At 58.6% G+C, this 26025-nt stretch carries 20 protein-coding genes; 14 read left to right on the top strand and 6 right to left on the bottom strand.

Annotation, left to right across the window (positions count from 1 at the left end; translation table 11 throughout):
- Positions 1 to 18: 18 nt before the first annotated feature.
- Positions 19 to 2763, top strand: coding sequence for a heavy metal translocating P-type ATPase (locus MWL89_RS13200; RefSeq protein ID WP_244386594.1), 2745 nt, complete (start codon positions 19 to 21; stop codon positions 2761 to 2763).
- An 87-nt stretch (positions 2764 to 2850) separates the two neighbouring features.
- Here MWL89_RS13200 and MWL89_RS13195 read toward each other — a convergent pair whose 3' ends face one another.
- The 3 genes from MWL89_RS13195 to MWL89_RS13185 form a co-directional block, all read right to left on the bottom strand.
- The gene (locus tag MWL89_RS13195; RefSeq protein ID WP_244386592.1) at positions 2851 to 3624 is read right to left on the bottom strand and encodes a CPBP family intramembrane glutamic endopeptidase; all 774 of its coding nucleotides are present in this window, start codon (positions 3622 to 3624) and stop codon (positions 2851 to 2853) included.
- Positions 3625 to 4229: 605 nt separating this feature from the next.
- Positions 4230 to 4448: a helix-turn-helix domain-containing protein gene (locus MWL89_RS13190; protein WP_244386590.1), complete on the bottom strand. Its 219-nt coding sequence runs from the start codon at positions 4446 to 4448 to the stop codon at positions 4230 to 4232.
- Positions 4449 to 4456: 8 nt separating this feature from the next.
- Positions 4457 to 4939: a hypothetical protein gene (locus MWL89_RS13185; RefSeq protein WP_244386588.1), complete on the bottom strand. Its 483-nt coding sequence runs from the start codon at positions 4937 to 4939 to the stop codon at positions 4457 to 4459.
- A 351-nt stretch (positions 4940 to 5290) separates the two neighbouring features.
- Between MWL89_RS13185 and MWL89_RS13180 the strand changes: the two genes are divergently transcribed.
- The 7 genes from MWL89_RS13180 (at position 5291) to MWL89_RS13150 (ending at position 14824) form a co-directional block, all read left to right on the top strand.
- The gene (locus MWL89_RS13180; RefSeq protein ID WP_244386586.1) at positions 5291 to 5941 is read left to right on the top strand and encodes a MarR family winged helix-turn-helix transcriptional regulator; all 651 of its coding nucleotides are present in this window, start codon (positions 5291 to 5293) and stop codon (positions 5939 to 5941) included.
- A gap of 63 nt (positions 5942 to 6004) precedes the next feature.
- On the top strand, positions 6005 to 6733 hold the full coding sequence (locus MWL89_RS13175; RefSeq protein WP_244386584.1) for a GNAT family N-acetyltransferase: 729 nt from the start codon (positions 6005 to 6007) through the stop codon (positions 6731 to 6733).
- A gap of 797 nt (positions 6734 to 7530) precedes the next feature.
- A complete protein-coding gene (locus tag MWL89_RS13170) occupies positions 7531 to 9894 on the top strand; it encodes a molybdopterin-dependent oxidoreductase (protein ID WP_102379805.1) in 2364 nt (787 codons plus the stop codon).
- On the top strand, positions 9887 to 10228 hold the full coding sequence (locus MWL89_RS13165; RefSeq protein WP_102379804.1) for a 4Fe-4S dicluster domain-containing protein: 342 nt from the start codon (positions 9887 to 9889) through the stop codon (positions 10226 to 10228). The genes MWL89_RS13170 and MWL89_RS13165 overlap by 8 nt, the downstream gene beginning before the upstream one ends.
- A gap of 394 nt (positions 10229 to 10622) precedes the next feature.
- Complete coding sequence (locus tag MWL89_RS13160; protein WP_180995249.1) at positions 10623 to 11873, top strand: MFS transporter; 1251 nt, start codon at positions 10623 to 10625, stop codon at positions 11871 to 11873.
- A gap of 64 nt (positions 11874 to 11937) precedes the next feature.
- A complete protein-coding gene (locus MWL89_RS13155; protein WP_180995248.1) occupies positions 11938 to 13179 on the top strand; it encodes an MFS transporter in 1242 nt (413 codons plus the stop codon).
- 340 nt (positions 13180 to 13519) lie between these two features.
- Entirely contained in the window at positions 13520 to 14824 is a 1305-nt protein-coding gene (locus MWL89_RS13150) for a trigger factor (protein WP_244386582.1), read from the top strand.
- Between the two features lie 99 nt (positions 14825 to 14923).
- Here the strand turns inward: MWL89_RS13150 and MWL89_RS13145 are convergent, their stop codons facing one another.
- The 3 genes from MWL89_RS13145 to MWL89_RS13135 form a co-directional block, all read right to left on the bottom strand.
- Positions 14924 to 16531 (bottom strand): PucR family transcriptional regulator, encoded by a 1608-nt coding sequence (locus tag MWL89_RS13145; protein WP_244386580.1) that lies wholly within the window; start codon positions 16529 to 16531, stop codon positions 14924 to 14926.
- A gap of 139 nt (positions 16532 to 16670) precedes the next feature.
- Positions 16671 to 17978, bottom strand: a complete 1308-nt coding sequence (locus MWL89_RS13140) for an ATP-binding protein (protein WP_244386578.1) — start codon at positions 17976 to 17978, stop codon at positions 16671 to 16673.
- Positions 17975 to 18838 carry a LytR/AlgR family response regulator transcription factor gene (locus tag MWL89_RS13135; protein ID WP_244386577.1) on the bottom strand — a complete coding sequence of 288 codons (864 nt, stop codon included), beginning with the start codon at positions 18836 to 18838 and terminating at the stop codon, positions 17975 to 17977. The genes MWL89_RS13140 and MWL89_RS13135 overlap by 4 nt, the downstream gene beginning before the upstream one ends.
- Positions 18839 to 18927: 89 nt before the next feature.
- Between MWL89_RS13135 and MWL89_RS13130 the strand changes: the two genes are divergently transcribed.
- The 6 genes from MWL89_RS13130 to MWL89_RS13105 all read left to right on the top strand — a co-directional run bounded on the left by MWL89_RS13130 (position 18928) and on the right by MWL89_RS13105 (position 25810).
- Positions 18928 to 20739, top strand: a complete 1812-nt coding sequence (locus MWL89_RS13130) for an FAD-binding protein (protein WP_244386576.1) — start codon at positions 18928 to 18930, stop codon at positions 20737 to 20739.
- 181 nt (positions 20740 to 20920) lie between these two features.
- Positions 20921 to 21838 carry a hypothetical protein gene (locus tag MWL89_RS13125; RefSeq protein ID WP_244386575.1) on the top strand — a complete coding sequence of 306 codons (918 nt, stop codon included), beginning with the start codon at positions 20921 to 20923 and terminating at the stop codon, positions 21836 to 21838.
- A 197-nt stretch (positions 21839 to 22035) separates the two neighbouring features.
- A complete protein-coding gene (locus tag MWL89_RS13120) occupies positions 22036 to 22851 on the top strand; it encodes an ABC transporter substrate-binding protein (protein ID WP_244386573.1) in 816 nt (271 codons plus the stop codon).
- Positions 22852 to 22881: 30 nt separating this feature from the next.
- The gene (locus MWL89_RS13115) at positions 22882 to 24321 is read left to right on the top strand and encodes an amino acid ABC transporter permease (protein ID WP_102379794.1); all 1440 of its coding nucleotides are present in this window, start codon (positions 22882 to 22884) and stop codon (positions 24319 to 24321) included.
- A gap of 13 nt (positions 24322 to 24334) precedes the next feature.
- Complete coding sequence (locus tag MWL89_RS13110) at positions 24335 to 25081, top strand: amino acid ABC transporter ATP-binding protein (protein WP_244386572.1); 747 nt, start codon at positions 24335 to 24337, stop codon at positions 25079 to 25081.
- Positions 25082 to 25096: 15 nt separating this feature from the next.
- Positions 25097 to 25810, top strand: a complete 714-nt coding sequence (locus tag MWL89_RS13105) for a response regulator transcription factor (RefSeq protein WP_244386571.1) — start codon at positions 25097 to 25099, stop codon at positions 25808 to 25810.
- The last annotated feature ends 215 nt before the right edge of the window (positions 25811 to 26025 follow it).

The raw sequence follows: 26025 nt of genomic DNA, 5'->3' as shown, positions 1-26025 counted from the left end.
GAAGCAAGGAGCTATCCTATGAAACAGACATTCGACGTGACGGGCATGACGTGCGCAGCCTGTTCGGCGCGCGTCGAGAAGACGGCGAATGCGGTTCCCGGCGTCGAAAAGGCCACGGTGAACCTGCTTAAAAACTCGATGGAGGTCGACTATGACGGCGCGCCCGACACACTCGCCTCCATCAGCGCGGCCATCGACAAAGCGGGCTACGGCGCCGCACCGCGCCCGAGCGCTTCGTCGGGCGGCGGCGCGCGGCCCGCTCGAGGAGCCGCCAGCCCGGTGAACGCGGCGGCTGAGGAGGCAAAGACGGTCAAGATGCGCCTTATCGTCTCGTTCATCTTCACCATACCGTTGTTCTACCTGTCGATGGGCCATATGTTCGGCTGGCCGCTGCCGAGCGTCTTCCTCGGTGACGAGAACGTGCTCATCTTCGCATTCACCCAGTTCCTGTTGCTGCTTCCCGTTATTTTCGTCAACTTCAAGTTCTTCCGTGGGGGCTTCAAATCGCTGTTCCACGGCTCTCCCAACATGGATTCGCTCATCGCGCTCGGATCGACCGCTGCGACGGTGTACGGCATCTACGCGATCTACAAGATCGGGTACGCCCTCGGCTGGGGCGACATGCACCTGGCTCATGCGACGGCCATGGATCTGTACTTCGAATCGGCAGCCATGATCCTCACGCTCATCACGCTCGGCAAGTACTTCGAGGCGCGGGCGAAGGGCAAGACGACCGATGCCATCTCCAAGCTCATGGATCTCTCGCCCAAAACCGCAACGCGGCTCGTTGACGGTACCGAAGAAATCGTTCCTGCCGAAAGCGTGCGGGCGGGCGACATCCTCGTGGTCAAGGCGGGGGAGGGCGTTCCCGCCGACGGCGTGCTCGTCGAAGGCGGGGGAACGCTCGACGAATCGGTGATCACCGGCGAAAGCGTGCCGGTCGAGAAGGGGCCGGGCGATCCGGTTACCGGGGCGACGGTCAACCGCTCGGGGTGGTTCACCATGCGCGCCGAGAAGGTCGGCGAAGAGACGGCGCTTGCGAACATCATTCGGCTCGTTGACGAAGCTACGAGCTCGAAGGCCCCGATCGAGAAAATGGCCGACAGGATATCGGGCGTGTTCGTACCTGTGGTTATCGTCATCGCCGTTATCACGTTCGTTGTCTGGATGGCGATCGGGGGCACGCTCGAAACGGCGCTCTCGCACGCCGTCACCGTGCTCGTCATCTCATGTCCCTGCGCGCTCGGCCTTGCCACGCCGACGGCCATCATGGTGGGCACCGGTCGCGGGGCGGCGAGCGGCATCCTTGTGAAATCGGCAGAGGCGCTCGAGACGGCGCACGGCATCTCCACCGTCATGCTCGACAAGACCGGCACCATCACCCAGGGCAAGCCCGAGGTCACGGACGTGATCGAGGCGGGCGGTGCGGCTGTTGACGGCTCGGACGGGGGCGTCGCTTCGACGGGTGCGCAGCCAGGTGACGCGCGCGCGTTCATCGCGTTCGCTGCCGGCATCGAGAAGCGTTCCGAGCACCCGCTTGCCCAGGCGATCGTGAGCTACGCCGAGGCGCAGGGTGTCGAAGGCGCTGCGGTCGGGGACTTCTCCCAGATTCCCGGCGAGGGTATTTCCGCGACGGTCGATGGCGAAGCTTGTTTTGCCGGAAACCTCCGCATGATGGAGGCGCACGGCATCGACGCTTCCGCTTTTACCGACAGGGCCCGCTCGCTTGCCGACGACGGCAAGACGGTGCTCTACTTCGCCCGCGCAGGACGGCTCGTCGGCCTGATCGCAGTCGCCGACGTGGTAAAGCCCACGAGCAAGCTCGCGATCGACGAGCTGCGGCACATGGGCATCTCGACTGTCATGCTGACCGGTGATAACGAGCGCACCGCTGCCGCCATCCAGCGCCGCGTCGGCGTGGACACGGTGATCGCCGGGGTGCTGCCGCAGGACAAGGAGAAGATGGTACGCGATCTGGCGGCCCAGGGAACGGTTGCCATGGTGGGCGACGGCATCAACGACGCCCCGGCGCTCGCGCGCGCCGACGTGGGCATCGCGATCGGGGCGGGCACCGATATCGCCATCGAGAGCGCCGACATCGTGCTCATGCACAGCGATCTTGCCGATGTGCCGGCTGCTATCGGCCTTTCGCGGGCGACCATGCGCAACATCAAGCAGAACCTGTTCTGGGCGCTGTTCTACAACGCCATCTGCATCCCGATCGCGGCGGGCGTGCTCGCGGGCATCGGCATCAACCTCAACCCGATGATCGCCGCTGCTGCGATGAGCCTGAGTTCGGTATGCGTGGTATCCAATGCGCTCAGGCTGCGTCGATGGAAGCCCGCGCTTTCGGCGGGAACCGCCGATGAAGTAGGCGCGGGGGATAAAGGCGCTCACGGTCGACAGGCGAGTACCGATGCGATTGCCGGCCATGTTCCCGGCGAAGCGGCGCGAGCGACGGACGGGGACGCCGCCCAACGGCTGGATGCAGCCGAAACGGAAGCAGTCCGGATTGCTGGAAACGATACGGAACCGAACGGAAAGGACGCCACCATGGAAAAGACGCTCGATGTTGAAGGAATGATGTGCGCGCATTGCGTTGCGCACGTGAAGAAGGCGCTCGAGGGAATCGACGGCGTCGAGGAGGCTGTGGTCGATCTCGATGCGGGCGAGGCCACGGCGAAGCTTTCCGCCGACGTGGCCGACCAAACGCTCATCGACGCGGTGGTCGATGCGGGTTACGAGGCGAAGATCGCAAGCTAGGTACGATTGGGCGGGGGCGGATCGTACGCGGGACGGCGGGCCGCATGCCGTATGGGCAATCCTCGGCATTCGGCCTGCTGCGCGCCCTTACGACCCATCGGGATCCTCGCGGTTTTGTGCCTGCTCTATGGCATCGAGGATGATGCGGTTCGGGGCCCTGCCGTGGAAATAGTCGGGCTCGCGGACCATCTTCCGACGCTCTGCGAACAGCGTTACGAGGTCGTATCCGGCGTGGGCTATGGCCACGAGAAGCAGGCTTCCCGTGGCGAGGTAGGCGACGTTCAGCAGAACGGCGAGCGCGAGGGTGAGCGCGCTCGACCAGAAGTCGCGATAGCGAACGTGCGCGATCCAGAACACGAACGACGAAACGAACACGGCAATGATCGCCGCAAGCAGCGGCGGTACGAAAAGGGAGAAGCCGTACAGCAGCAAGCCGAGTAAAACGAAGCGGAACAGCAGCTCCTCGGTGAAGCCGGTCAGCACCATGAGGACGACGATGGCGCTTGCGGATAGGCGGGGCATCTCGCCGTTTACGCCCTGACGTGTCGCCAGGATCGCTTTTCTTCCCGATGCGCTGCGGAGCGCCCAGCGCTCGCATGCCCACGCGAGCGCGAGAAGCACAAGGGCGAGCGCGGCGCCGGCGACGGCTGCTTGTGCAGGGCTTTCGGTCAGCGAAGAGACGATACTTCGTATCCATGCGGAGCCAAATACCGTTTGCGCCCAATCACCCGAGGTCAACCCGGTGAGCGCGATGGTACCCGCGAAACCGATCAGCAGCAGAAGACCCTGGGAGAGGGCTATGTTCGCCACGAGGTGGCGTTCTTCGTTTTCATCGAGCGGATAGCGATCCCGAGCGTTCACCGCCGCCTCCTTTGATTCGAGGCCTTCAAATCATCGTAGCGCTGAGGCGTGCTTAAGAGGTGACGATTTGGGCAAGTCCACAGCGATTCCGTCGGAGGCGGGAGCGCGCCGCTGTATGATTGCCGATGCCTGCTCGGCGGCGATCTGGGCGTTTCGGCGATCCGGTGCAATCGACTGATATCCCGAGCGATATCGGAGATTCGCTTCGATTGGCATTCGCCTGGAACCCTGAGATGTCAGGCCCCATCGGCTGCTTGCCTTACCGCGCCGACGAGCGATGACGAACGACTTAGTTTTTTTGCCAGAGTCTTTGCTTGCTTCGATGTCCGCGAACCGCCCCTGTGCGACGTTTTTCGGCTGAATGGGGCAACCTTGAATTCTGCGACCTGCGATTATGCAAGCAAGTTCGAGTAAAATGTGCGGTTCGGCGTCGCACGAGGGGCTTTCGCGGACATTGAAGCGTCGTGATGCAATGCAATCTTGCACATCCTCGCGTGGGTACCGCCGTGGCGGTATAATTGTCCTGGTTTCGGAATGCTTGTGCGGTGTGCAAGGTGCATCCGTCGCCAAAGGGGCGTGAGAGGCGATTCCAGGAAGGCGGCTGGCTATTCCTCGCCCGTATCGTCGACATGTTCAAGGATGTCGCCAGGTTGGCATTTCAGCTCGGTGCAGATGGCGTCGAGCGTTTTGAATCGCACGCCGCTCACTTTGCCGTTTTTGAGTTTGGAGAGGTTGCCGTCGGCGATGCCCACCTTTTCGGCCAGATCCCCGAGCGAAATCTTGCGGTCCGCCATCACGCGGTCGAGACGTAAGATAATAGCCATGGCAAGCCCTAAATGATCTCGTAGTTTTCGTCTTGGACGAGGTAGCCGTACTCGAAGATCTGCCCGAGGCAGAACACCACGAACGCGAGAGCGAGAGCCATGATGCTGTTCTCGTCGAAAATGACGAAGGATATCGTGCCCGTTGCACCGCTGATGACGGCATAGCCGATCCATTGGGGCACCACGAGGGCAACGAACAGCAGTGCTGCGGCGATTTTGATTCTGCCGGGCAGCTCCTTGAAGAACGGGGTCTCTTCTTTGCCGATGCGAAAGAATATGAGTGCCGCGTATACGAGCAGAGCTGAGACGAGCGCGTATCGCAGGAGCCATACGCCTGCATTGACCTGGGCGCGAATATCGAATCCCGATTTTCCGATGATCCAGTTCCAGCCTCCCCAGAGAACCGCGCAAGTGCAGATCGCCGCAATGCACAGCAGGATGACTGCGATTGCCGTACTCGTTCTTTCGATCCTCGCCTTTACCTCGTTCATGCTGCCTCCTTCTGCTCGATGGCCGTATCGTATCATGAAGCATGATGAAAAACAGCAAGAATATGACGTTTTACGTCATATCTATGCGTATGTTTTGATTGGCTGGGCGTAATCGCGAAACGCTGCTTGCCGAAGAAGTCGTTTATTTCATCGAGAATCGATCGCGATTGCGGTCTAGCAGCCGGTTCGCCTTGAAGGAAGGGCGTATAGCTCAATCCCATCAGGCTTTATGTGCGTGTCTCCAAAATTCAAACGGTACCTGTAAAAAATATCTTGATTTCCAACAGGTACCCGTCTATTATGATGGGCATACTACAAACGGTACCTGTTAGAAATGTAAGGAGACCTATCATGGAGGCAACGACGAATGCGAATATAAACCTCTACGAAAAGCTCGCAACGCTTCAGCACCTGCTGATGCGGCAGCGGTTCGCCCGCAAGGGCGCAGGACCGGTCGCCGATCCCATGCGCGGCCAAGGCAGAATCCTCGCCCTCCTGAAAATAAAGGACGGCGTGAGCACCAAGGACATGTCGAGCGTGCTCGGCATCCGCACTTCTTCGCTCAACGAGCTTCTTTCCAAGCTCGAGGCAAAAGAATACGTTGTGCGCGAGCAATCGGAAGAAGACAAGCGCGTAATGGTGGTTAAGCTCACCGACAAGGGACGCGACGTCGAACAGCCCGCCGTCGGAGCGGCGACGGCCGATATGTTCGACTGTTTGACCGACGAGGAGAAGAAGGCTTTCGGCGAATGCCTCGATAAGATGATCGCGCACTTGGGCGCCGAGGTGAGCGAGCAGAGCGACGAGGATTTCGATGCCATGCTCCGCAAGCGCGAGAAGGCTTTCAAGAAGTTCTTCGGCGAAGGCCATCGATTCGACGGCCCCGAGGGGTTTCCGCCATTCGGCGCGTTCGGCCCGCGTGGCTGCTGCGATGGGTTCGATCCGCGTGACGAGGGCCGTCGCGGACATGGCCGCCGCTCGGAAGGTCGCGAGAGGGATTGAGCTTGCGGGTAGTAATCGGTAGCGGCGCTGGGCATTTCGATTAAGCGAGGTAACTTCATGGATATGGCGGAGAATTTGGGCAAGAGCGCGGGTGTGGGCGAGAGCTATGCCGACTTGCATGAGGAGGATGGATTCGCACGCGAGATGCGGGAGCTGGCGCTGAGTCTCGTCATGCAGGTGCCGTCTCGACCGCGAGCGGTATATGCGACACCGAACGACGAAGGTCTTGCAGTTGGCGACTCGATTACCATCAGGCTGGCTGATCAAAGCGATATTGAGACCATTTGCGCATTGCGCTGCGCTCAATCGGTCGAATACTGGGAGGTGGCGCCTTCAGACGATGCGTACCGCCTGTTCTGCACCCAAACGGAAGCGTACGTGCGCCGCAACCTCAACACGCATGTGTATTTTGCCCTTGTCGAATACGATGGCAGCGTCGTATCGATGTCGGGCCTCGAAGTGGTGGATCGGATGCCCGCCATCGCAATGCAAGGGGGCGCCGAGCGTGCTGCAACGATCGTATCGTGCTATACGCTCCCCCCGCATCGCGGCAGGGGGTACATGGGCCAAATGCTTTCAACGTGGACAGCCATTGCTCCTATGATCGGGGTGGATGCGATATACCTCGAGAGCCGCAATCCGTCGATGCAGCTGCTTGCGCTCGACGAAGGCTACGAGTATGTATCCGAGAAATATCGAATCGACCTGAGGTCGCTCGATAGCGCACCGAACCCCGTTCAGCTCGAAGTGCTCGAATCGAGGCACATGCCCGAGCAGCTGCCCGCAAGCTAGCCGCAACGCGCAGCCGAGGGGACCGTAGGCGGAAGTCGATCGATGCTGGCGGCGCTCGTCAACCCCCGCACCGTCGCCTTCGGGCACGGTTGAGTTTCGATGGGAGGTGCATCTCCCATCGAAACCGGCGGCTTGTGAACATGCGCTCCAAGAGCAAGAGGCCGCTCGTGTTGGCGGCCTCCTATGCTTTCGGAATGCTGGGAGGCTTGGGAGCACCGGGCGCTTTCGGTGCTTTGGGTGCGCCGCTCGTCTGCGGGGCTGCGGGCGGTTTGAGCGTTCCTTCTCCCGCAGCGCTTGGGGCGATCGATGAAAGATCGGACCCGCATCCCGAGCACGTTTCAGGAAAAGGCATTCCTGGAATAACGGGAATGATTTTGCCGCATTGCGGGCATTCTTTGGGTCCTGAGATATCAGCTGGTCTGAAGCACATGGCGATTCCTTTCTGCGCGGATGGATGAGGCGCTACGGTCGCAAGTATATGAATCAATATGCCGATCGCACATGGCAAAACCTCCAAAATCGTTCGTTTGATTTTGGAGGTTTTACTCTGCCACCTGCTCAATTCGCTGGTTGGAGCGACGCGCGTAAGGCGGTTCGAAAAAGCTCTAAAAATCGGCACCTACTTTTGTGAACTCTTCCATGTTCGACCTCATTTTTCTTGGATAGACTGCGCCCAACGGAGCTCTTTTTGGGACGGGGACAAAGCGTCGAATGGGTCGTATTCGAGCGCGCAACCGAGCTCTATCGGGGGCACCGTATGCATTCGGCATAAGCGGACGAGAGAGGAAGGTGGGGTTATGGAGCTTTTCGAAAAAAAGTTTGACCCTGAACTCTACAAGACTGATTTTCATTGGAAGGAGGGGGACTACGACGTTTACCGCGTGTGCCATTGGTCGGCACCGGGCTGCCACAACTCATGCGGCATTCTTCTGTATGTCAAGGATGGAAAGCTGGATCGGGTGGAAGGCGACCCGAATCAACCGTATAACAGAGGTCGCTTATGCATGCGCTGCCTTAACCTCCCCGAGGCGTGCAACGAGCTGCTCGATCGCCTGAAGTGGCCCGTGAAGCGGGTAGGCGAGCGCGGTGAAAACAAATGGGAGCGCATCAGCTGGGATGAGGCGTACGACATCATCGTCGAAAACGTTCAGCGCATTCAGAAGGAATGGGGCGCTGAAGCGATTTGCGGCATGATCGGTACCGGTCGAAACGTCTGCTGGCAAAACCCGCTGATTTGCTATGCGGGCTTCGGAACGCCCAATATGAGCTTTGGCTTCCTTTCCGGCGATTGCTGCATGGTTCCCCGCACGTCGCTGTCGTTCTGCGTGTGCGGAGATCTTCCTGTTGTGGACGCATCGCAGTTTAACGAGGAGCGCTGGGATCATCCCGAGTACGAATACCCTGAGGTTGTTCTCGTCTGGGGTAACGATGTGATCAAGTCGAACGGCGACGGCTTCCTCGGTCACTGGATCGTCGATATGATGACCCAAGCCAAGACGAAGCTCATCGTCGTCGATCCCGACCTTACCTGGTTGGCGTCTCGCGCTGACGTTTGGATTCAACCCAGGCCGGGTGTCGATTCCGCTATTGCCATGGCCATGACCAACGTGATCATTCAAGAAGATCTATACGATCATGATTTTGTAGAAAATTGGACGTATGGTTTTGAACAGCTGGCCGAAAGGGTCAAGGATATGACTCCTGAGAAGGCGGCTGAAATCGCTTGGGTCGATGCGGAGGATATCCGAAAAGCAGCTCGGATGTTTGCGGCGGCGAAGCCTGGCGCTCTCCAATGGGGATTGACCACCGACATGCGCGTTAACGGTATTTCCGAAGCGCATTGCCTCATGTCCCTGAACGCCATTTGCGGCAATGTCGACCAAGCCGGTGGCAACTACCTTGCCCGTGAAGCGTACAGCATGAACCTCGCCTATCTGTGCGGTTATTTCGAGAATCTCGACGTTGACATGCGCGCTAAACGCCTCGGCAACGATATCTCGCCCATGCATCAGTTCGGATTGAGCTCAACGGCTGCTTCGGACGTTGTGCTTCAGGCCATCGAATGCGGCGATCCGTATCCGGTGAAGATGCTGTGGTTCCAGGGCTGCAACTCGATTGCAAACATGGCTGCAGAAGCACCGCGCGTATACGATGCTATCAAGACAACCGAATTCAACGTCGTTGTCGACTACTGTATTACCCCGACGGCGGTTGCCTGCGCGGATATCGTGCTGCCGTGCGCTATGAGCCCCGAGCGCAACCAGCTCCGTACGTGGTGGACTCCGCTGCGCCAGTCGACGAGGGTTGTCGAGTACTACGAATCGAAGACCGATGAACAGATCATTCTTGAGCTCGGAAAACGCTTGAACCCCGATGCCTGGCCGTATGAGACCGATGTCGATCTGCTCAACGCCCGTCTCAAAGAGGGCGGTGTGCCCGAGGATTTCGCCGGATTGCAGGAGATGGTGTACGACTGGGAGCCGCTTCAGTACCATCGCTACGAAAAGGGCCTCCTGCGCCCCGACGGACAGCCTGGATTCAATACGCCGACAGGTATGATAGAGCTGTACTGCACGACTCTCGAGGCGTTCGGAAACGATCCGCTTCCCAGTTACGAAGAGCCGCCCGAGGGCCCGTTGAGCACCCCGAAACGGTTTGAAGAGTATCCGATCGTTCTCACGACGGGGCATCGTTCGTTCGAATTCTTCCATTCGGAGCATCGCAACCAGAAAACCATGCGCGAGTTCCATCCTGAGCCGCGGGTGCGCATCCACCCCGAAACCGCTGAGAAATACGGTATCGAAGACGGACAATGGGTTTGGATCGAGAATCAGCGCGGTCGCTGCCGTCAGATCGCCTGGGTGACCGAGGGCATGAAGCCCGATTGCGCAAGCGCCGAGCACGGTTGGTGGTTCCCCGAAACCGACGGCGCTGAACCCCATCTGTTCGGTGTGTTCGATTCCAACATCAACAACCTTACCTCGATGATGGTTGTCGGTGAGACGGGCTACGGCGCACCGTACAAGGGGTTGCTGTGCAAGATATACCCCTGCACCGAAGAAAATAGCAGAATCATGCCATCCGAGCAGGTCACCCGCCTCGGTGGTTGGGAGTACGACCGCGTTGAGAAGTTGGCTATGGGAGGTCATCAGTATGAGTAACAACTACGGACTTTTCATCAATTACGAGTATTGCACCGGCTGCCATACGTGTGAAGTTGCATGCAAGAAGGCGCTGAACCTTCCCGAAGGACAGCACGGGATCGTGCTCTGCGAGGATGGGCCTCGCAAGAATCTCAATGGCCAGTGGGAGCTTACCTACCTTCCGCTTCCTACCCATCTATGCGATTTCTGTGCCGATCGGGTAAGCGAAGGTCGCCTACCCAGCTGCGTGCATCATTGCCAGTCGGGGATTATGGTCTACGACACTTTGGATAACCTGGCAAAGCTGGCAGCAGAACATCCGCGCAGCGTCGTCTTCAGCTCTCAGCAATAAGCGAGAGTGAAGCGCCGTTGCGGCGGATCGCGTATCCGATTTCTATAGAAGGGAGATCGAAATGACTGAAAGGGAGCCTTTCCCAACGTTGGTTGTAAACGAAGTATGGGCTCGATGCGGCGGCTGCTGCGAATGCGAAGACGTATCTCACGGGCATGAGGGCGCCTGCGGGCAGCGGTGCATTCTCCCCATGCAGGGAGGCCCGAATATCGGTGGCTGGGAGGCTGTTGCTCGGGATCCCGATGGGCCTCTGACGGCCGAGAACTGCATGATCGTCTGTGCTCCGTGCTTTAAAAAGATGCGCGAGTCGGGGCAATAGCATCTGGTATTCGGCAGGGGGCGCTCTGTGCGGCATCCCCTGCCGGTCATTGTTCGCACGATGAAGGAGTCGTTTATGGACGAGTCGAAAAAAATAGCAAAGACGCCGTATGCGTGGTTGATCCTTGCTGCGGCGTGCCTTGCCCATTGTTTTTGGAATATCGCTATCATTCAGCCTGGCGGCCTCTCGCAATTCTTCTTTGACCCTGCCGGTGCGTACCTGTATACGCCCATGGAGTTTTCCATGGTTATGACCGTTCCGTTTCTTACAACGGGTCTGTTCGGCCTTGTGTTCGGCGTATGGGCGGACAAGAAAAGCCTTGCGATAGCTACCGACGTTGGCGCTATCTTGGGCCTTATCGGCGTAATCGCAAGAGTTTTCTTGTGCGACGGCGGATTCATGCCGATGTTTTGGTCGAGTTTTTTGATGGGCTTCGGTCTTGCGGGCCTCAATGCGAACGCTTCTAAAATATTCGCTTCGTGGTTCCGTCCTGAGAAAGTAGCTATGCTCATGGGGCTCTATATCGGCAGTTGTACGCTGGGCGCGGCAATTGCTTTGGGTATCGGAGCTCTTTTCGACGGATTGCGGTCGGCCTTTACCTTTTCCGCGATTCTCGGCGTTGTCGTGGTAGTGATCTACGTTGCCGTTCTGAGAGATCGTCCGAAAGGCGAGCCTAAGCCAGCGGCGGAGCCGACAATCGAGTATCTCAAAGTGGTTGCCAGCAAGAAGCTCATATGGCTTGCAGCCCTTGCAGCCGCTATCTTCATTGCGTTCGGGACAACGCAGAACAGCTATCTTACGCAGGCCTTGACGACTATCACGGGAGCCGATCTCCTGGGCGCTGGTTTCGTGGGAACGATCGTGAACGTTGCCGTTATCTGCGGTTCTTTGTTTTGGCCGTGGTTCGCTACGAAGGTCGGGCGATTCCGCATCGTCGCCGTTGGAGCTGTGCTCGCCGCTGTTTGCACGGCGATTGCCATCTTTGCTCTCCCGTTTGGCACATGGACGTACGTGCTGTATTTTATAGTCGGATTTGGTGCGGGCGGCGGAGCTCCGATCGTTATGGCGATGCCCGCCCTTATGCCCGGTGTGGGGGCTAAGTATGCAGGTGCTGGCGGCGGCCTGATCTCAACGGTCATGAACCTCGCTTCGTTCGTTCTGCCTTCGTTCGTGCTTGCACCTCTGTTTGCAAACGATATGAGCGTGCTCTTCACCGTTATCGTCGTCGGTTATGTTTTGTTCGCCGTGTCTCTGTTCGTCATCCCCGAGGTTGGCCGTAAGGGGAAGATATGGAAACAAGGAGGCTCCGAGGGGGCTGTTCGGTAGCCTTTTTCGCTGATCTGATCGTATCTATCTTATGTCCCGCGTTTCATTGCTTAGGGGGTTTGAAATGACGGAAATGAAGTACACGGTCTCTAAAGAGGGTATAAAGCTCTACAACTATCGATGGGTTATCATTGCCTGCATGTTCGTTGTTCATTGCTGTCTGAACGGGGCGCTTTTGATTCTCGGTGGAGCAGCGTTGAACGTGATGTCTGCGTTCGAGCTCGATCCCCAGGGTTTTTCGCTCTGCATGAGCGTTTCGTTTCTGACGGGAGCCATTCTCGGCATTCCGTCGGGGACGCTTGCCGATCGGATCGGTATCCGCAAGGTTATGATACTGGGCCTTGTTGTTGCCACCATAGGAGCGGTTTGGCGTGTGTTCGCCGTTGATTTCTGGACCTTGTTTTTATCCAGCTTCGTTATGGGCGTTGCACTTGCTGCGCTGAACGCCAATTCGGCAAAGCTGCTGAGATTGTGGTTTCCTGGCCGGTTCATGTCGGTTGGCATGGGGATCTACGTTGCCGGTGCGACGGTCGGCTCCGCAACTGCCATTGCATGCGGTCAGTTCGTCGATATTCATGCCGCCTTTATCGTGCTGGCCGTTCTACTTGGGATATGCGTTGTCGTCTGGGCTGTTTTCTGCAAGACGCACCCTGATGGCGAAGGTGGCGTTAATGAACCAGTCTTCGAACACATTGGCGTTGTCTGCCGAAGCAAGGGACTTTGGATAACGTGCATACTCATGTTTTTGATCATGGGCCTTTCGTTGACCGAAAACGGGTTTCAGGTGGCGGCGTTGACGTCCCCTGCTGCGGCAGGCGGGTTGGCCTGGGATCCCGTCTTGGCCGCTACGCTCACGTCGGCGACGAACGTATGCGTGTCGATTGGCGGCGTCTTGATTCCGGCTATAGCTGCGAGAATCAACAAGGTAAAACCCGTGTTTATCCCCGCGGCATTCGCGATGGCCTTGCTGGTGGCCATAGCGTGGTTCTGCGGCAACCCGATAATCACGTTCGTTTGCTTCCTGTGCCAGGGGGTTCTTATGGGAGGCGTTATCCCCATCGGGAAAACCATGCCGGGGCTCTTGCCGGATATCAAGCCAGAGCATATGGGCGCTGCCGGAGGCCTGCAATCAACGTGTCAGAACCTCGGTGCGTTTATAGTCCCTTCCTATATCGTAACGCCGCTTGCGGGTAGCAATTACACCAGCATTTTCATCGGCGTGATCGTGCTTTGCATCTTGATCGGATTAGTGGGTTTTGCTCACAAGGAGACCGGTGCAACCCCAGCGCACGATCGGACAGAGTAGAAAACGAGGTGTGGGCATGCCGTGTTATGTGTGCAATCCACAATGTGGCCGCTGTCGCCCCCCGCGCCGAGGAATGCGGCGATGCCCCTACTGCAACGTGCTTGCGATGCCCTCGGATGACTCTGACATTTTGGGCGAAAACGTATGCCCCCGATGCGGGCGCACGCTTCCAGAGCCTGAGAGCACCAAGTGCGAGTACACCAGGAGGCTGTGCGGAATTCCCTGCGTTCGGGCAGTTGAAGAGGCGGAGTCGGGGCTTTCGGAGCCATGTCCTTGGGGTGATGATTTCGGTCGATAGGGCCGATGGCATTTCGGTGCCAACCGATAGATAGGAGACGTCATGGACTATAAAGAGTGCGGGGAAAACGAAAGCAAACTGCAGAAGCGGTTCAGCGTGGCCCTTTCTCGAGACGAGTACGGCGAGCTTTCGCAAGAGATACTCGTCTTTCTCGCCATGCAAATGGGTGTTGACTACATTACAAACCAGCCCCAAGACGCATTGCGGAAGAAACTAGGCGACGATTTAGACCATCAGGTTGCGCTTTGCCTGGCGAATCAATGCGTTGACGAGATCGTAGGCAGGGAGGACCTGCCGGCGGCTCTCGAGCCGGTCGTTGAATCCATGGCGGGATATCCTGAAGGTCCGGAGTTCACCTTTGAAGCAACGGTGTATCTCAAGCCGGAACTTGAGTTATCGTCGTACGAGCCCGTAGCTCTCGCTCTGCCCGATTTCGCTGTATCGGACGATTTGGTCGCCCGGAACATGCAGGCCATTGTTGAAGAAAAAGCCCGCCTCGTCAAAGACGAGCAAGCGAGCGAAGCCGATGCCGGCACCAGAAACGTCATTTCGCTTGATACGAAAAAATGCGGGATGCAAGTGCGGGCCCTCACGATGGCGGAGACGGTTTATCGCATAGGCGATGGCTTGCTGCCCCCGCAGATAGAGGAACGGCTTCCCGGCATGAAGCCTGGCGATATCAAAGAGTTCTCGTTTGTCGTAAAAAGCAAGAATTTCCTCGGCCTTGAAGTCGAAGAGACGATGGACTGCGTGCTCCATCTGATCGATATTGTAAAAAAAGACACGCCTGACGTTACCGACGATTGGGTGAAGAGCTCCATACCGGGTGCGCATGATGTCGAGGGCTTTCGCACTTTGGTCAGGGAGAGTTTGGCCGAAAAGGCGCGCGTCGACTACGATAGGGCGAAAGAGGAAGCCGCTGCGTCTGCTCTAGCGCAGCGGTTAAGGGATCTCGATCTGCCGGAAGTATACTACGATTACGCCCGCGCGGGACTGATGCAGAATATCTCCGCGGCTCTTGCTAAGCAGGGTATTGCTGAAGAGGAATTCTATGCAATGCAGGGGGTCACGGGTGCTCAATTCATGGCACGTATGCGCATGAGGGCTGAAGAAGTTCTGCGTCAGGGTCTTGCGTTGGATGCCCTGGCCCGCCATGAGAACTTGGAAATTGGCGAGGATGACATATTTTGTGCACTGAGGACCATAGCTCCAGGAAGCGAGCTTGAGACGCGTAGGATGCTTGAAATGAACGGCCGTGTGTATCAGTTGCGCGAAATGGCATTGCGGGCCAAGGCGCGTACGCATCTTTTAGATAACGCGGTCATCCAGCTGGCCCAAAGCGCCTGAACGCTTTGAGGGCACTAAACGGTCCGAGTCGCTGTGCCTTGCGATTCGGACCGTCGTTTTTCATTCCGCGATCTTGAGGGCTTGCTCCGCAGATGCTTCCTACGGGGTATCTTGTCCGAGAATCTCTCGGTACAGTTCAGGGTTTCGCATGAGCTTGCAATACAGGATCGAGAAATCAAAGAGCACCCTATCGCGCGACCAGCTTTCGTCGAAGTTCAATCCGAAGCGCTTTTCGATTTTATCGATTCGATACAAGACGGTATTTCTATGCATGTGGAGCTTCTCTGCAACGGCGGTCGCTTTGCGTTCGTGATGAATGTACGATGCGAGAATGCGAGCATCGTCACCGCCGGTTGCGATGTCCTCTGCAATGATCTTCTCTAATATCGTATGGGAGAACGAGAAATCTTTGAGTTCTTGATTCATGTCGCTGGAGTCGAGGATAGCGAACTTGAGTACTTCTTCGAATGTATAGCACGGAGCCTGCAGCTCCTTGTCCGCTGTCGTAAAACGCTGTTCGAGGTTGACGAACTCTTTGTATTTGATGACGAGGTTAGTCTGCTGGTATGCAAACAAAAGGTTGGAAATGTCATCGAATACTTGCGACATTGCCACGTATCCTTTGATGGGGCCACAGCAACGAAGCAATTCTTCTTCAATAATCGAGTTCGAAAGAATGTTGTCGAGACCCTTCGAGTAGAGCAACACAAGCAAGTCATCGTTGTAGACTACGGGAAGGCATTTCCCATCGTTCATGTGTTTTGCTTCGTTAAGCAGGCTCGGCAAACCGTCATCGGCTTCGGGGTTCTCTGAAACGAAACGAAGGAGCCTGAATTCGGCATCAAGGGGGAAACCGATGTTGTACGCGTAATCGTTCAGCAGACCCTTGGCAACGTATCGCCCCTGTATCAATTCATCGAAAAGCGAATATGCCGAGAACCGGGCAGGGGAGTAGCTGCCCGTTTGCCGATCCGATTTTTCTGCAATCTTTTTTGCAAGCATGGCGAATAGGTCGCGTTGGCCCGGCGTTGGCTCTTTTTCGTACAGGGCGAGAACGTGGTAAAGGTCTTTGTTTTTGTTGCGAATGAGCTCATTCGCAACAAAAACATTGCTTGCCGTGCCCTTGAACGAGATCAAAGGCCTTCTCAGCATGAGTACGCTGTTGAGGATTTCCTTCTCACGTTCGGCGAACATCTTGCATAGGGGAAGATTCGCATTGAACCACGATCGAGCCAGCGGCACGAGATCGGCGTTATAGAGCAGCAGCGGCACTCCGAGAACCTTTCCGCTTTTGTGGAGTACCTGTTCGTACCCGTCAGAGGAAAGCGGGATCCGATCGAGTTCGTTTTGCCAAGCTTGGATTGAGAGAAAATAGTTCTGCAGTCTTTGCAATAGGTTAGCCGAACGGGAAGTGCCCCGTATGACGATTGCCTGATTGGGGATGTCGGGCGTCGCCTCGGAAGCATCCTCTTCGGCGATTACGATCAGGCAGGACGAGGGGTGAAGCTTCGATGCCTGTTCGGCGGCTTTGCCTTTGCATACGAACAGCATGTCCTTTTCGGGGACAATGCCCTTTTCCCAATGGACCGACGACACCCATTTGAATCCCTTGGGGGGATGTGCCGGTTCGGAGATAATCTCATTCGGTTGCAGCATGTCGATAACCATGTTGTACGAGATGGTGGTAATGTATGTGCCGTTAGCCACAGCGTCCCCCGATCCAATGGCCGCGCACCCAAAAGCGCCTCTGATGTTGCTTAGTGATGTGTTTTGCGGTATGCCTGCTTATCATACCATGTGGGTGGGCGCTTCTGCCGTTATGGTCTTGCGTACACCATAGCGCAAACTACGCGGGCACGGGGATTACGACGTTGAGCACGAACACGCCGTCCTTCGCCTCGAAGCTCATGGCTCCTCCGTGTTTCTGGGCTATTTCCTCGATGCTGTCCAATCCGAAACCGTGGCCTTCTCGCTGGCTTTTCGTGGTTGCCAGACGCTGCCCCCTCTTCGAAAGCTCGCCGACGAAGTTGTTGTTTACCCGCATGACCATGAGGTTGCGATCGTAGGATACCTTGAGGGCAATCTCGCGCAGCGCTTCTTCCCCAAGCGGGGCCGTAGCTTCGATGGCGTTGTCGAGGGCGTTGCCGAACAGCGCGCACAGTTCGAAGCTCGTCATGAAGCCGAGACGGCTGGCGTCGACGTAGGGGACGAGCCTGATCCGCTCGCTCTGGCAGAGGGCGGCCTTATCGGCAAGGATGATGTCGACCGCTTCGTTGCCCGTCTCGACGAACGCCTCGTACGGCGAGATGCTCTGGCTCATGCCCTCCACGAACGCCTGCACCTGGCCGATATCATGGCTTGATTCGAGGGTTCCCAGGTAGTGCTTCAGGTCGTGGTATTGGCGCCGCACCGCATCGACGGCGTTCTTCTTCATCGCATAGTGCTGATGCTGCTCGCGCAAGAGCGCCTCCATCTGCAGAAGCTCGGCTTTCTTCACGACCGAAGAAAGGTTCGCGGCGTTTACCACGATGATGACGATGATCGACCCGAGCAGCAGAAGCAAGGTGAGCACCATGTCCTGGTACAGGGGCGTATCGGCGTTCTCGTAGGCGTAGCTGCGCGATCGCAGCAGCATGAAGGGGAGGATGGGCAGAAGGATCGAGAGGCACTGGGTCCACGTGAGGTTCTCGGCGCCGTTGTCGAACAGCCAGCGGCTCACGAGAAGCGAGATGGCTGCCAGCACGCCGAAGGTCAGGCCGAAGTTCAAGAGCGTGAGCGCAAGGGGCGACCACTGCGAGAAAAGATCGACGAACGGCTGCATGAACAGGTCGAGGGCGACGATCTTTCCCGCCTCTACGCACAGGATGAACACGCAGCTGACGTAGAGGTCCTGCTGCTTGCTCGAGCTTTTCTCCCAACCGAGGTAGGAGAAGTACCCGGCGAGGCAGAGAAAGAAGTCGATGGAGAACTGCTGGTGCAGGTACGTGACCAGCATTTGGTAGGCAACAAGCGCGATGGCCGCCCATGCGGCGGGCCAGCCGAGCGGGCGGCGGCTTTGCAGGGGCCGTACGAGCACGAAGAACACGAGGCACTCGAGCAGGCAGGGAACCTGCCAGATGATGCCCGTCGTGTCGAGAAAGTACCCGCTTATCATAGGAACCGTCCTTTGTAATCGGCAAGCACCTTCATGAAGAAATGCTTGCGGTGCTTGCTGATGGGAATGGCCGTGCCGCGGACGACCACGTCTTTCGGCATGACGGTGTCGACGTAGGCGAGATTTACGAGAAACGATGCGTGTACGCGGAAGAACTGGGCGGGATCGAGTTTCTTTTCGATCGCCTGGAGCGCCTCGTTGCAGAAGATGCTGTTCGTATCGGTATGGACAAGCGAGCGTTTCTGCGATGTTTCTACGTACATGATCTTATTGCTGTTCACAAACACGTGCTCGCGGCCGCTGCGCAGGGTGACGAACCGCTCCCGCCGTTGTTCGAGCGTTTGTATCGCGCGCTGCATATGGGTGCGGAAAAGCGGATAGCGCAGCGGCTTGACGATGTAGGCAGACGCGTTGACCGTATATCCCTCGAGTGCGAACTGGATCATGTTCGTTACGAAGAATATGAGGACGTCCCCGTCGTGCGCGCGTATGGTGCGTGCCGTAGACAGGCCGTCGAGCCCTCCCATTTCGATATCGAGAAAGACGATGTCGGTGTCGGCGGGGTAGCGCTCGACAATATCCGCGCCGTCGTGAAAGACCGCAATGTCGAATGCGGTGCCCTGCTCCGCCGTAAAGCGGTCGAGCGCTTCGCGCAGAAGACGTGCGTCACAGTCGTCGTCCTCCACTATGCAGACGCGAATCGAATCCATACCGTCTCTTCCCGTGCGGCCGCGCAGCGCGACGAGCCGTTTTCGCCTGATGCCAGTATAGCAATTCGGCGAAAACGCTTTGTGCCCAATCGTTCCCGTCTCGCGGCCAAACGTCCATGGTTTCTTGAGGGCGGCCAACGGGCTTGCCATGATGTGCCCCGCAAGGGGGCCGGACGCATGAGCGGAACGTGTGCGCGGTGCATACGATGCCGGCCGCACCCAAGAGAAGGGATGTACGCATGGAGAACTTCGAGTCTGGACAAGGCGCTGGATTGTCGCGCCGTTCGTTTCTGATGGGCCTGGCGTTGGCCGGGTCGGCAGCGGCGGGAGCGGGACTTGCGGGCTGCAGCCCTGCGAGCTCGACTGCGGCGGCCGAAGACGGTGCCGCCGATAGTGCGGGCGAGGAGGCGGGAAGCGGGGCCTCGTCTACGTCGAACGTGGGAACCGACGTCAACGGCAATACCGTGTACTACTCGATGCGCCGTGACTGGTTGGGCGAAGCTCCGACGATAGCAGACGATCAGGTAACCGAAACCCAAGAGGCGGATATCGTGATCGTCGGCGCAGGGTATGCGGGATCGCAGTGCTTTCGCATGGCATGCGAGAAAGGTCTGACCTGCATCGTCGTCGACACGCAGGCAAAGGAGACGTTCGAGACGTACGGCGGGCAGCTCGGGCATTTCAACTCGACGTGGCAAGAAGAGGTGCTCGGCATTCCGAAAGATACGTTCGACCCGGTCGATTTCATCGACAGCTATCAGCTGCAGTCGGCGGGTCGTGCTCATCCCGATCTCATCAGGCAGTTCGCCCATCGCAACGGCGAAATGGTGGATTGGATGATGGAGCTGCAACCCGATCTTTCGGCTGTCACGGGCGTGAATTCGCTCAACACGAGCGGGGACTACAGCTACAAGAAGGGCTATTTCTGGACGTACCCGGCGGTCATCAACCTCGGGTCCGGCGCGTTCGAGACGTCGGGCGCCTTCTGCACCGCTTCGGTCGACAAAGGCATCGAGGCGAGCCCCGATTCGCAGGCGCTGTTCGGCTATACCGCCAAAGTTCTTGTCAAAGACGGCGATGCGGTGAGCGGCGTTATCGTGCAAAACGATGCGGACGAAACCTACGTCAAACTTGTCGGCGCCAAGGGCGTTGTGCTGGCGACCGGCGACTTCAGCGCCAATTCCGAGATGTACAGCGCGCTCTGCACCGAGGTGCAGGAATCGAACCCCTACACGCAGCTTGTAGGCTCGGGCCGCGACGGTTACGGCATCAGGATGGGCATGTGGGCCGGTGGCGTGATGGAACTCGGCCCGCGCGCTGCGATGGGCGGATGCACCTCGGCTCTGCCGATGGGCACGTTCGGCGCCGCATCGGGGCTGTGGATCAACAAATACGGCAAGCGCTACTGCAACGAGGCGTTCGGCGTACCGTTCGTGGCGGGCGTGCAATCGGCTCGTCAACCCATCGACAGCAGCATCATCCAGGTATGGGATAACGGGCATTGGCGCGAGTTCGCCCAGAACCAAGCGCTCGGGCACTTCAACCTGAGCGATATCAGCGATGCCAAGATGGACGAGCTCGCTGCTACGCTGCAATCCGCCGTCGATGCCGGTGCGACGGGCGTGAACGAGAGCCTGTTTGCAGCGGATACGCTTGAAGAGCTGGCGGGATATCTGGGCTTCGAGGGCGAAGCCGCCGACAATTTCGTCGAAGCGGTGCAGACCTACGATGCCTACGCGGCCGCGGGCAAAGACGATGATTATGCGAAACCTGCCGATATGATGTTCCGCATCAGCGAACCCCCGTACTTCGCCGAGAAGCTGCAGCGCAACGCCAACATCGTGCTCGTAACGCTTTCGGGCCTGTTCATCGACGGCGACGGCAGGTGCCTCGATCAGAACTTCGAGCCCATCGAGGGCCTCTATGCCACGGGGAACGCTTCCGGCGGTCGCTTCCCCCTGCAATACACCGCGCCCATGAACGGCATCAGCATCGGGTTTGCCACCGTGTTCGGCGCCCTTTTGGGTGAGCATCTGGCCGAACAGGCGTAAAGACCGGTACCGTTTATGCCGCCATCCGAGCGCCGGGCCGCAGCATGCGATGCACTGCGGCCCGGATTCGCTCGAATAAGCTGCGGGTCGCTCGTTTAGTCGAAGGGCGATGCCGCGCCGACCTCCGAGCGCGCGACGGCGTTGCGCGCTCGCTGCAGAAAGACAGACGATTGGAAAACCCATGTACAACCCCGATGCAAAGCAGCCGATAGCCTTGTTCCTCAGCGCTCCGTTTTGTCCTTGCGTGTGCCCGTACTGCATGCAGGCGACGCTCGAGGCGGGCGATCCGCGGGTGCGACGTGCCTACATTGAGGCGCTCGGCCGCGAGATCGAATCGGCGGCGGGCGGATTCGACGATTGCACCGTCGCGGCCGTTTGGGTGGGCGGTGGCATCGCGGGGCACATGTTCGACGAAGAGCTCGGCAATCTTCTCCGGTCGCTTCCCCGCATGTTCGATATGGCCGCTGATGCGGAAATCACGTGTACGGTGCATCCCGGCATGGTGAGCGTCGAGACGCTCAATGCTTGCAGAAGGGGGCGTGTGACGAGGCTCGCGGTGGAGTACGAAACCGCAAGCCCGTCGGAGTGGGCGACGCTTGGGAGATTTCTCGATCCGTCTGCCATGGATACGACGTCGATGGTTCTAGGAACCGCTGCCCGCGCGATGCTTTCGCTCGAGTTCAGCCTTGCCGTGGGCATAGCGGGGCAGACCACCGCCTCGCTTCGGCGAAGCATCGACAAGGCGATCGCCTACGGAGCCGCGCACATCACGCTGCAGTCCGTGAGCCCGCAAAGCCCCGCATGCGCTTCCTCCTCTGACGAAGAGCGCGCGCAGCTGCTCGGCTTCGCCACGGCCTACCTCACGGCACGCGGCTTCGATCAGTACCTTCCCCTGCTGTTCGCCCAACCGGGTGCCCGGTGCCGATATCGCGAATTGGAGGCGGGCGGTAGCGACGTGCTCGGGTTCGGCCTTGGAGCCCGAACCAGCTTCGCGGGAGTTCGGGCAACCAATACGACGGACCTCGACACCTACCTTCCTTACGCTGACGTCCCCGACGTGTGCGTTGCCGAGATCACGCGCCCCACGGCGGTTTGCTAGTTCGCCCGTGCGGCCGATCGCGATTGCTCACGCGGCCGCTATTGGTATCGCTCACACGGAAAGAGCATCCCGCTTAGCGAAAACACGGCCATGATCCAAAGAAATATTGGATAATGCAGCAGATACGCTTTATTATGGTAAAGCGGTTGTCCGTAGTAATTTTCGCATGTGGACCATGCAAAGAGGGAGGGATACCTATGAAATTGAAGAAATGGAGCCTGCTCGCCGTCGTCGGCGCGCTCGTTGCAGCGCTTGCGCTGTTCGGCTGCTCGTCGGGCGACGACGGTGCCAAGAAGGACGAAGGCGGAAGCGCTCCCGCCACTGAGTCGGGCTACGCGCTCATCAACGACGGCAAGCTGACCGTTGCCGCTTCGCTCGACTTCCCGCCGTTCGAGAACCTCAACGGCGACAAGCCCGAGGGCTTCGAGGTGGAGCTCATGCAGGCTCTGGCCGAGGAAATGGGCGTCGAGTGCGAGTACTTGCCGTCAACGAAGTTCGACACCATCGTGCCGCTCATCCAAACCGGCGGTAAGGCCGATGTGGGCGTGTCGGGCATCACCATTAACGACGAGCGCCTCGAGCAGGTTGATTTCACCGATCCGATCTGCGACGTGAACCAGGGCATCACCGTGCTCAAGGAGTCCGGCATCACCGAAGTGAACCAGCTCGAGGGCAAGAAGGTCGGCGCCCAGACGGGCACGACCGGCTACGAGTGGGCTGCCGAGAACATCAAGGACGTCGAGATGGTCGGCTTCGACGAGATGACCGCGGTATACGCAGCGCTGCAGTCGGGCCAGATCGATGCCATCGCCGTCGATTTGCCGGTGACCAACTACTACGTGAAGACCGCCTACACCGACTGCGAGGTCATCGCCGAGATCCCGACGGGCGAGCAGTACGGCATTGCGGTGAGCAAGGACAACCCCGAACTCACCAAGGCGCTCAACGAGGCTATCAAAGCAGTGCGCGATAGCGGGAAGTACGACGAAATTGCCGCCAAGTGGCTGCAATAACCTACCGAGCAATCTACAGATAGGGTGACGATGCGGACCGCTATTCAGTTCTTGCGGAAACACACTCTTAGCGCCGTGGCGATTCTGTTCGCCGCGGCGCTTGCCCTTTCGTTCGCCTTGCCGGTCCAAGCGCATGCCCTCGATGTGGAGCGCTGGACCGCCAAGCCGAACAAAGACGGCGATAGCACGACCGTTTTGGGCGCAACGGCAACGCGGGTAACGTGGCAGGGCCAATCCGCCGAAGACGAGTCGGTGGCCGGCGTGGTCATCGAGCTACCCGAGGGATCGACCGTCGAGGCCGAGAACGTTAAAACGACGGTGCTCGCGGGGCTCGATCGTCTCGAGGCCGAGGCCGAAGCGACCGTCGACGGATCTTCGGTCACAGTGGCGCTCTCCGAGCCGGCTCCGGCGGGCTCGCTCATCATGGTCGAGTGCAACCGAACGCTCTTGCCCGCAAACGGCGGCACGTTCGGCGTTGCGGGAAGCTACACCACCGCCGACGGGCAGCAGCACGAGATGCCAGCGACCGACCAGGTCATTACGGTTTCGAGCACGTCTCCAACGGAGCAGGCCTCGTCGTGGCTCGGCGAACAGGAATGGGTCAAGGCGTGGAACTCGAACAAGTTCCTCCACCTGTTCTTCGATCCCACGCTCATCGTCACTTCGGTGCCGGCGCTGTTCTCCGGCTGGCTCATGTCTTTGGGACTCGTCATCATCAGCTTCCCTCTTGCCATTCCGCTCGGCCTCATATGGTCGTTTTTGCGCATGGCGAAGCATCGCCTGCCGCGGGCCCTCGGCGCAACCTACATCAACATCGTTCGCGGAACGCCCCTGTTCCTGCAGCTCTACATTGCGTTTTTCGGCCTGCCGCTCATGGGCGTGCAGATGGACCCGTTCATGATGGGTGCCATCGTGCTCATCATGAACTCGAGCGCGTATCTGGCCGAGATATTCCGTGCGGGCATACAGTCGATCAACAAGGGCCAATCCGAGGCGGCGCGCTCGCTTGGCATGAGCGGCATGCAGACCATGTTCTTCGTGATCATCCCTCAGACGGTTCGCCGCGTTATCCCGACCATGACAAGCGAGTTCATCCTCATGTACAAGGACACCTCGCTTCTGGCTGCGGTCGGCGTCATGGAGCTCATGATGTACGCGAAAACCATTACGGCCGCAACGGGCAACGTGACGCCCTATATCGTGGCTGCGGGCTTCTACCTTATCGTGACCATCCCCATGACGAAGTTCATCAACTCGATGGAGGCGCGCATGGCACACGGCCATCGCAAGCACAAGAAATCCGATGGCGGCTCGGCGGGTACGGCGGAGGCGGCTTTCGAACCCGGCTCCGACGCCGCGGTGGCGCGCTCTATCCGCATGTCCGAAACGTTTGCCGGTCCGACCGAGGCCGATGCGGCAGCGCAGATCAAAAAGACCGCGCAGCGCAATGGCAACCACATCAGTCACTAGGGGTGAGCGGTAGATGAGCGAATCGAACAACGAGATCGTGGTCCGCATCGAGGACCTCCATAAGAGCTTCGACGATAACGAGGTGCTGCGCGGTATCGACCTCGCCGTGCGCCGCGGCGAGGTTGTGGTCATCCTCGGTCCTTCGGGTTCGGGCAAGTCGACGATGCTGCGGTGCGTGAACCTTCTGGAAAAGCCTACGGGAGGGCGCATCTTCTTCGAGGATACCGAGATCACGGCCAAGAAAACCGACATCAACGCCGTGCGTGCGAAAGTGGGCATGGTGTTTCAGAACTTCAACTTGTTCCCGCACCTGACGGCGAAGAAGAACGTGATGCTCGCCCAGCAGAAGGTGCTCAAGCGTTCCAGGGAAGAGGCCGAGCGCGTGGCCGTCGACCAGTTGACCCGGGTGGGTCTCGGCGACCGCATCGATTACAAGCCCTCCGAGCTCTCGGGCGGCCAGCAGCAGCGCGTGGCCATCGCCCGCGCGCTTGCCATGGATCCGCACGTGATGCTGTTCGACGAGGCTACGAGCGCGCTCGATCCGGAGCTCGTGCGCGACGTGCTCGGCGTTATGAAGGAGCTTGCCAAAGGCGGCATGACCATGATGGTGGTGACGCACGAGATGGGGTTCGCGCGCGACGTGGCCGATCGCGTCATCTTCATGGACGGCGGCGTGATCGTGGAGGAGGGAACGCCTGAGGCGGTGTTCGACAATCCGCAGTCCGACCGCACGAAGGACTTCCTCGGGCATATCTCGTAGAACACGGCGGCTACGATGGGCGATTGCGCGACAGCACAAAAGATCCTCGTCGTCGAGGATGACCAGGATATCAATGCCCTGCTTGCGAAGATCATGCGAAACGAGGGCTACGAGGCGGTCCAGGCGTACTCGGGCACCGAGGGGCTGCTCCGCATCGAAAGCGATGCTTTCGATCTCATACTGCTCGACATGATGCTGCCCGGTATGGACGGGATGTCGTTCGTAGCCCGGTTGCGCGGCGAGCTGCTATCGAGCACGCCCGTCATCGTCGTATCGGCAAAAGCGGGTCTTGCCGATAAGGTCGACATGCTTTCTCTCGGCGCCGACGATTACATCGTGAAGCCGTTCGAGCCCGAAGAGGTTGCCGTGCGCGTGCGGGCCGTACTGCGGCGCAGCGGAGACGCATCTGCGCGGGAGACGGACGGTGGGGGGAAGACGTACGTTTTCAAGGGCTTAACGCTGGACGAAACGGCTCGCAGGGTGATGCTCGACGACGCCGAAATCACGTTGACGGTATCGGAGTTCGATATCCTTTCCGTGCTGATCCAATCTCCCGACAAAGTGTTTTCCCGAGAGCGCCTCTACGAGCTCGTATGGAAGAGCGGTTATTACGGGGAGGATAACGCCATCAACGTCCATGTGAGCAATATCCGCAAGAAGCTTGCGGCGATTCGTCCCGACGAGGAATACATCAAGACGGTATGGGGCATCGGGTTCAAGCTCTCGTAGGCGGGATCTGCGCCGCGGTGCTTGCGGATGCGCGCGGACGGTGGCGATTCGGACTTCGGTCGGCGCAAAAGTCGATCTTGATCTGCGGGTATCCAACGGTCGCGGATTGGTTGCGGCATGGGTGCTGCGGCATCTTTACGATTTCCTTAGATTTCGTTGAGGACTTATTAAAGGCCCGAACGGTACAGTTCTCTCATGCAATCGAGATCGTGGGA

Source organism: Raoultibacter timonensis, from assembly GCF_022845715.1.
GTDB lineage: Bacteria > Actinomycetota > Coriobacteriia > Coriobacteriales > Eggerthellaceae > Raoultibacter > Raoultibacter timonensis.
Note: the sequence above shows the minus strand (reverse complement) of the source record. Positions and strands in the feature narration are given on the sequence as shown.

What these genes read in the sequence shown, in the direction of transcription:
- MWL89_RS13115 (WP_102379794.1), top strand. Translation starts at nt 22,882, where the DNA reads ATGCGGACCGCTATTCAGTTCTTGCGGAAACACACTCTTAGCGCCGTG.
- MWL89_RS13155 (WP_180995248.1), top strand. Translation starts at nt 11,938, where the DNA reads ATGACGGAAATGAAGTACACGGTCTCTAAAGAGGGTATAAAGCTCTAC.
- MWL89_RS13165 (WP_102379804.1), top strand. Translation starts at nt 9,887, where the DNA reads ATGAGTAACAACTACGGACTTTTCATCAATTACGAGTATTGCACCGGC.
- MWL89_RS13130 (WP_244386576.1), top strand. Translation starts at nt 18,928, where the DNA reads ATGGAGAACTTCGAGTCTGGACAAGGCGCTGGATTGTCGCGCCGTTCG.
- MWL89_RS13120 (WP_244386573.1), top strand. Translation starts at nt 22,036, where the DNA reads ATGAAATTGAAGAAATGGAGCCTGCTCGCCGTCGTCGGCGCGCTCGTT.
- MWL89_RS13140 (WP_244386578.1), bottom strand. Translation starts at nt 17,978, where the DNA reads ATGATAAGCGGGTACTTTCTCGACACGACGGGCATCATCTGGCAGGTT.
- MWL89_RS13200 (WP_244386594.1), top strand. Translation starts at nt 19, where the DNA reads ATGAAACAGACATTCGACGTGACGGGCATGACGTGCGCAGCCTGTTCG.
- MWL89_RS13170 (WP_102379805.1), top strand. Translation starts at nt 7,531, where the DNA reads ATGGAGCTTTTCGAAAAAAAGTTTGACCCTGAACTCTACAAGACTGAT.
- MWL89_RS13135 (WP_244386577.1), bottom strand. Translation starts at nt 18,838, where the DNA reads ATGGCAAGCCCGTTGGCCGCCCTCAAGAAACCATGGACGTTTGGCCGC.
- MWL89_RS13185 (WP_244386588.1), bottom strand. Translation starts at nt 4,939, where the DNA reads ATGAACGAGGTAAAGGCGAGGATCGAAAGAACGAGTACGGCAATCGCA.
- MWL89_RS13175 (WP_244386584.1), top strand. Translation starts at nt 6,005, where the DNA reads ATGGCGGAGAATTTGGGCAAGAGCGCGGGTGTGGGCGAGAGCTATGCC.
- MWL89_RS13105 (WP_244386571.1), top strand. Translation starts at nt 25,097, where the DNA reads ATGGGCGATTGCGCGACAGCACAAAAGATCCTCGTCGTCGAGGATGAC.
- MWL89_RS13190 (WP_244386590.1), bottom strand. Translation starts at nt 4,448, where the DNA reads ATGGCTATTATCTTACGTCTCGACCGCGTGATGGCGGACCGCAAGATT.
- MWL89_RS13180 (WP_244386586.1), top strand. Translation starts at nt 5,291, where the DNA reads ATGGAGGCAACGACGAATGCGAATATAAACCTCTACGAAAAGCTCGCA.
- MWL89_RS13110 (WP_244386572.1), top strand. Translation starts at nt 24,335, where the DNA reads ATGAGCGAATCGAACAACGAGATCGTGGTCCGCATCGAGGACCTCCAT.
- MWL89_RS13150 (WP_244386582.1), top strand. Translation starts at nt 13,520, where the DNA reads ATGGACTATAAAGAGTGCGGGGAAAACGAAAGCAAACTGCAGAAGCGG.
- MWL89_RS13125 (WP_244386575.1), top strand. Translation starts at nt 20,921, where the DNA reads ATGTACAACCCCGATGCAAAGCAGCCGATAGCCTTGTTCCTCAGCGCT.
- MWL89_RS13160 (WP_180995249.1), top strand. Translation starts at nt 10,623, where the DNA reads ATGGACGAGTCGAAAAAAATAGCAAAGACGCCGTATGCGTGGTTGATC.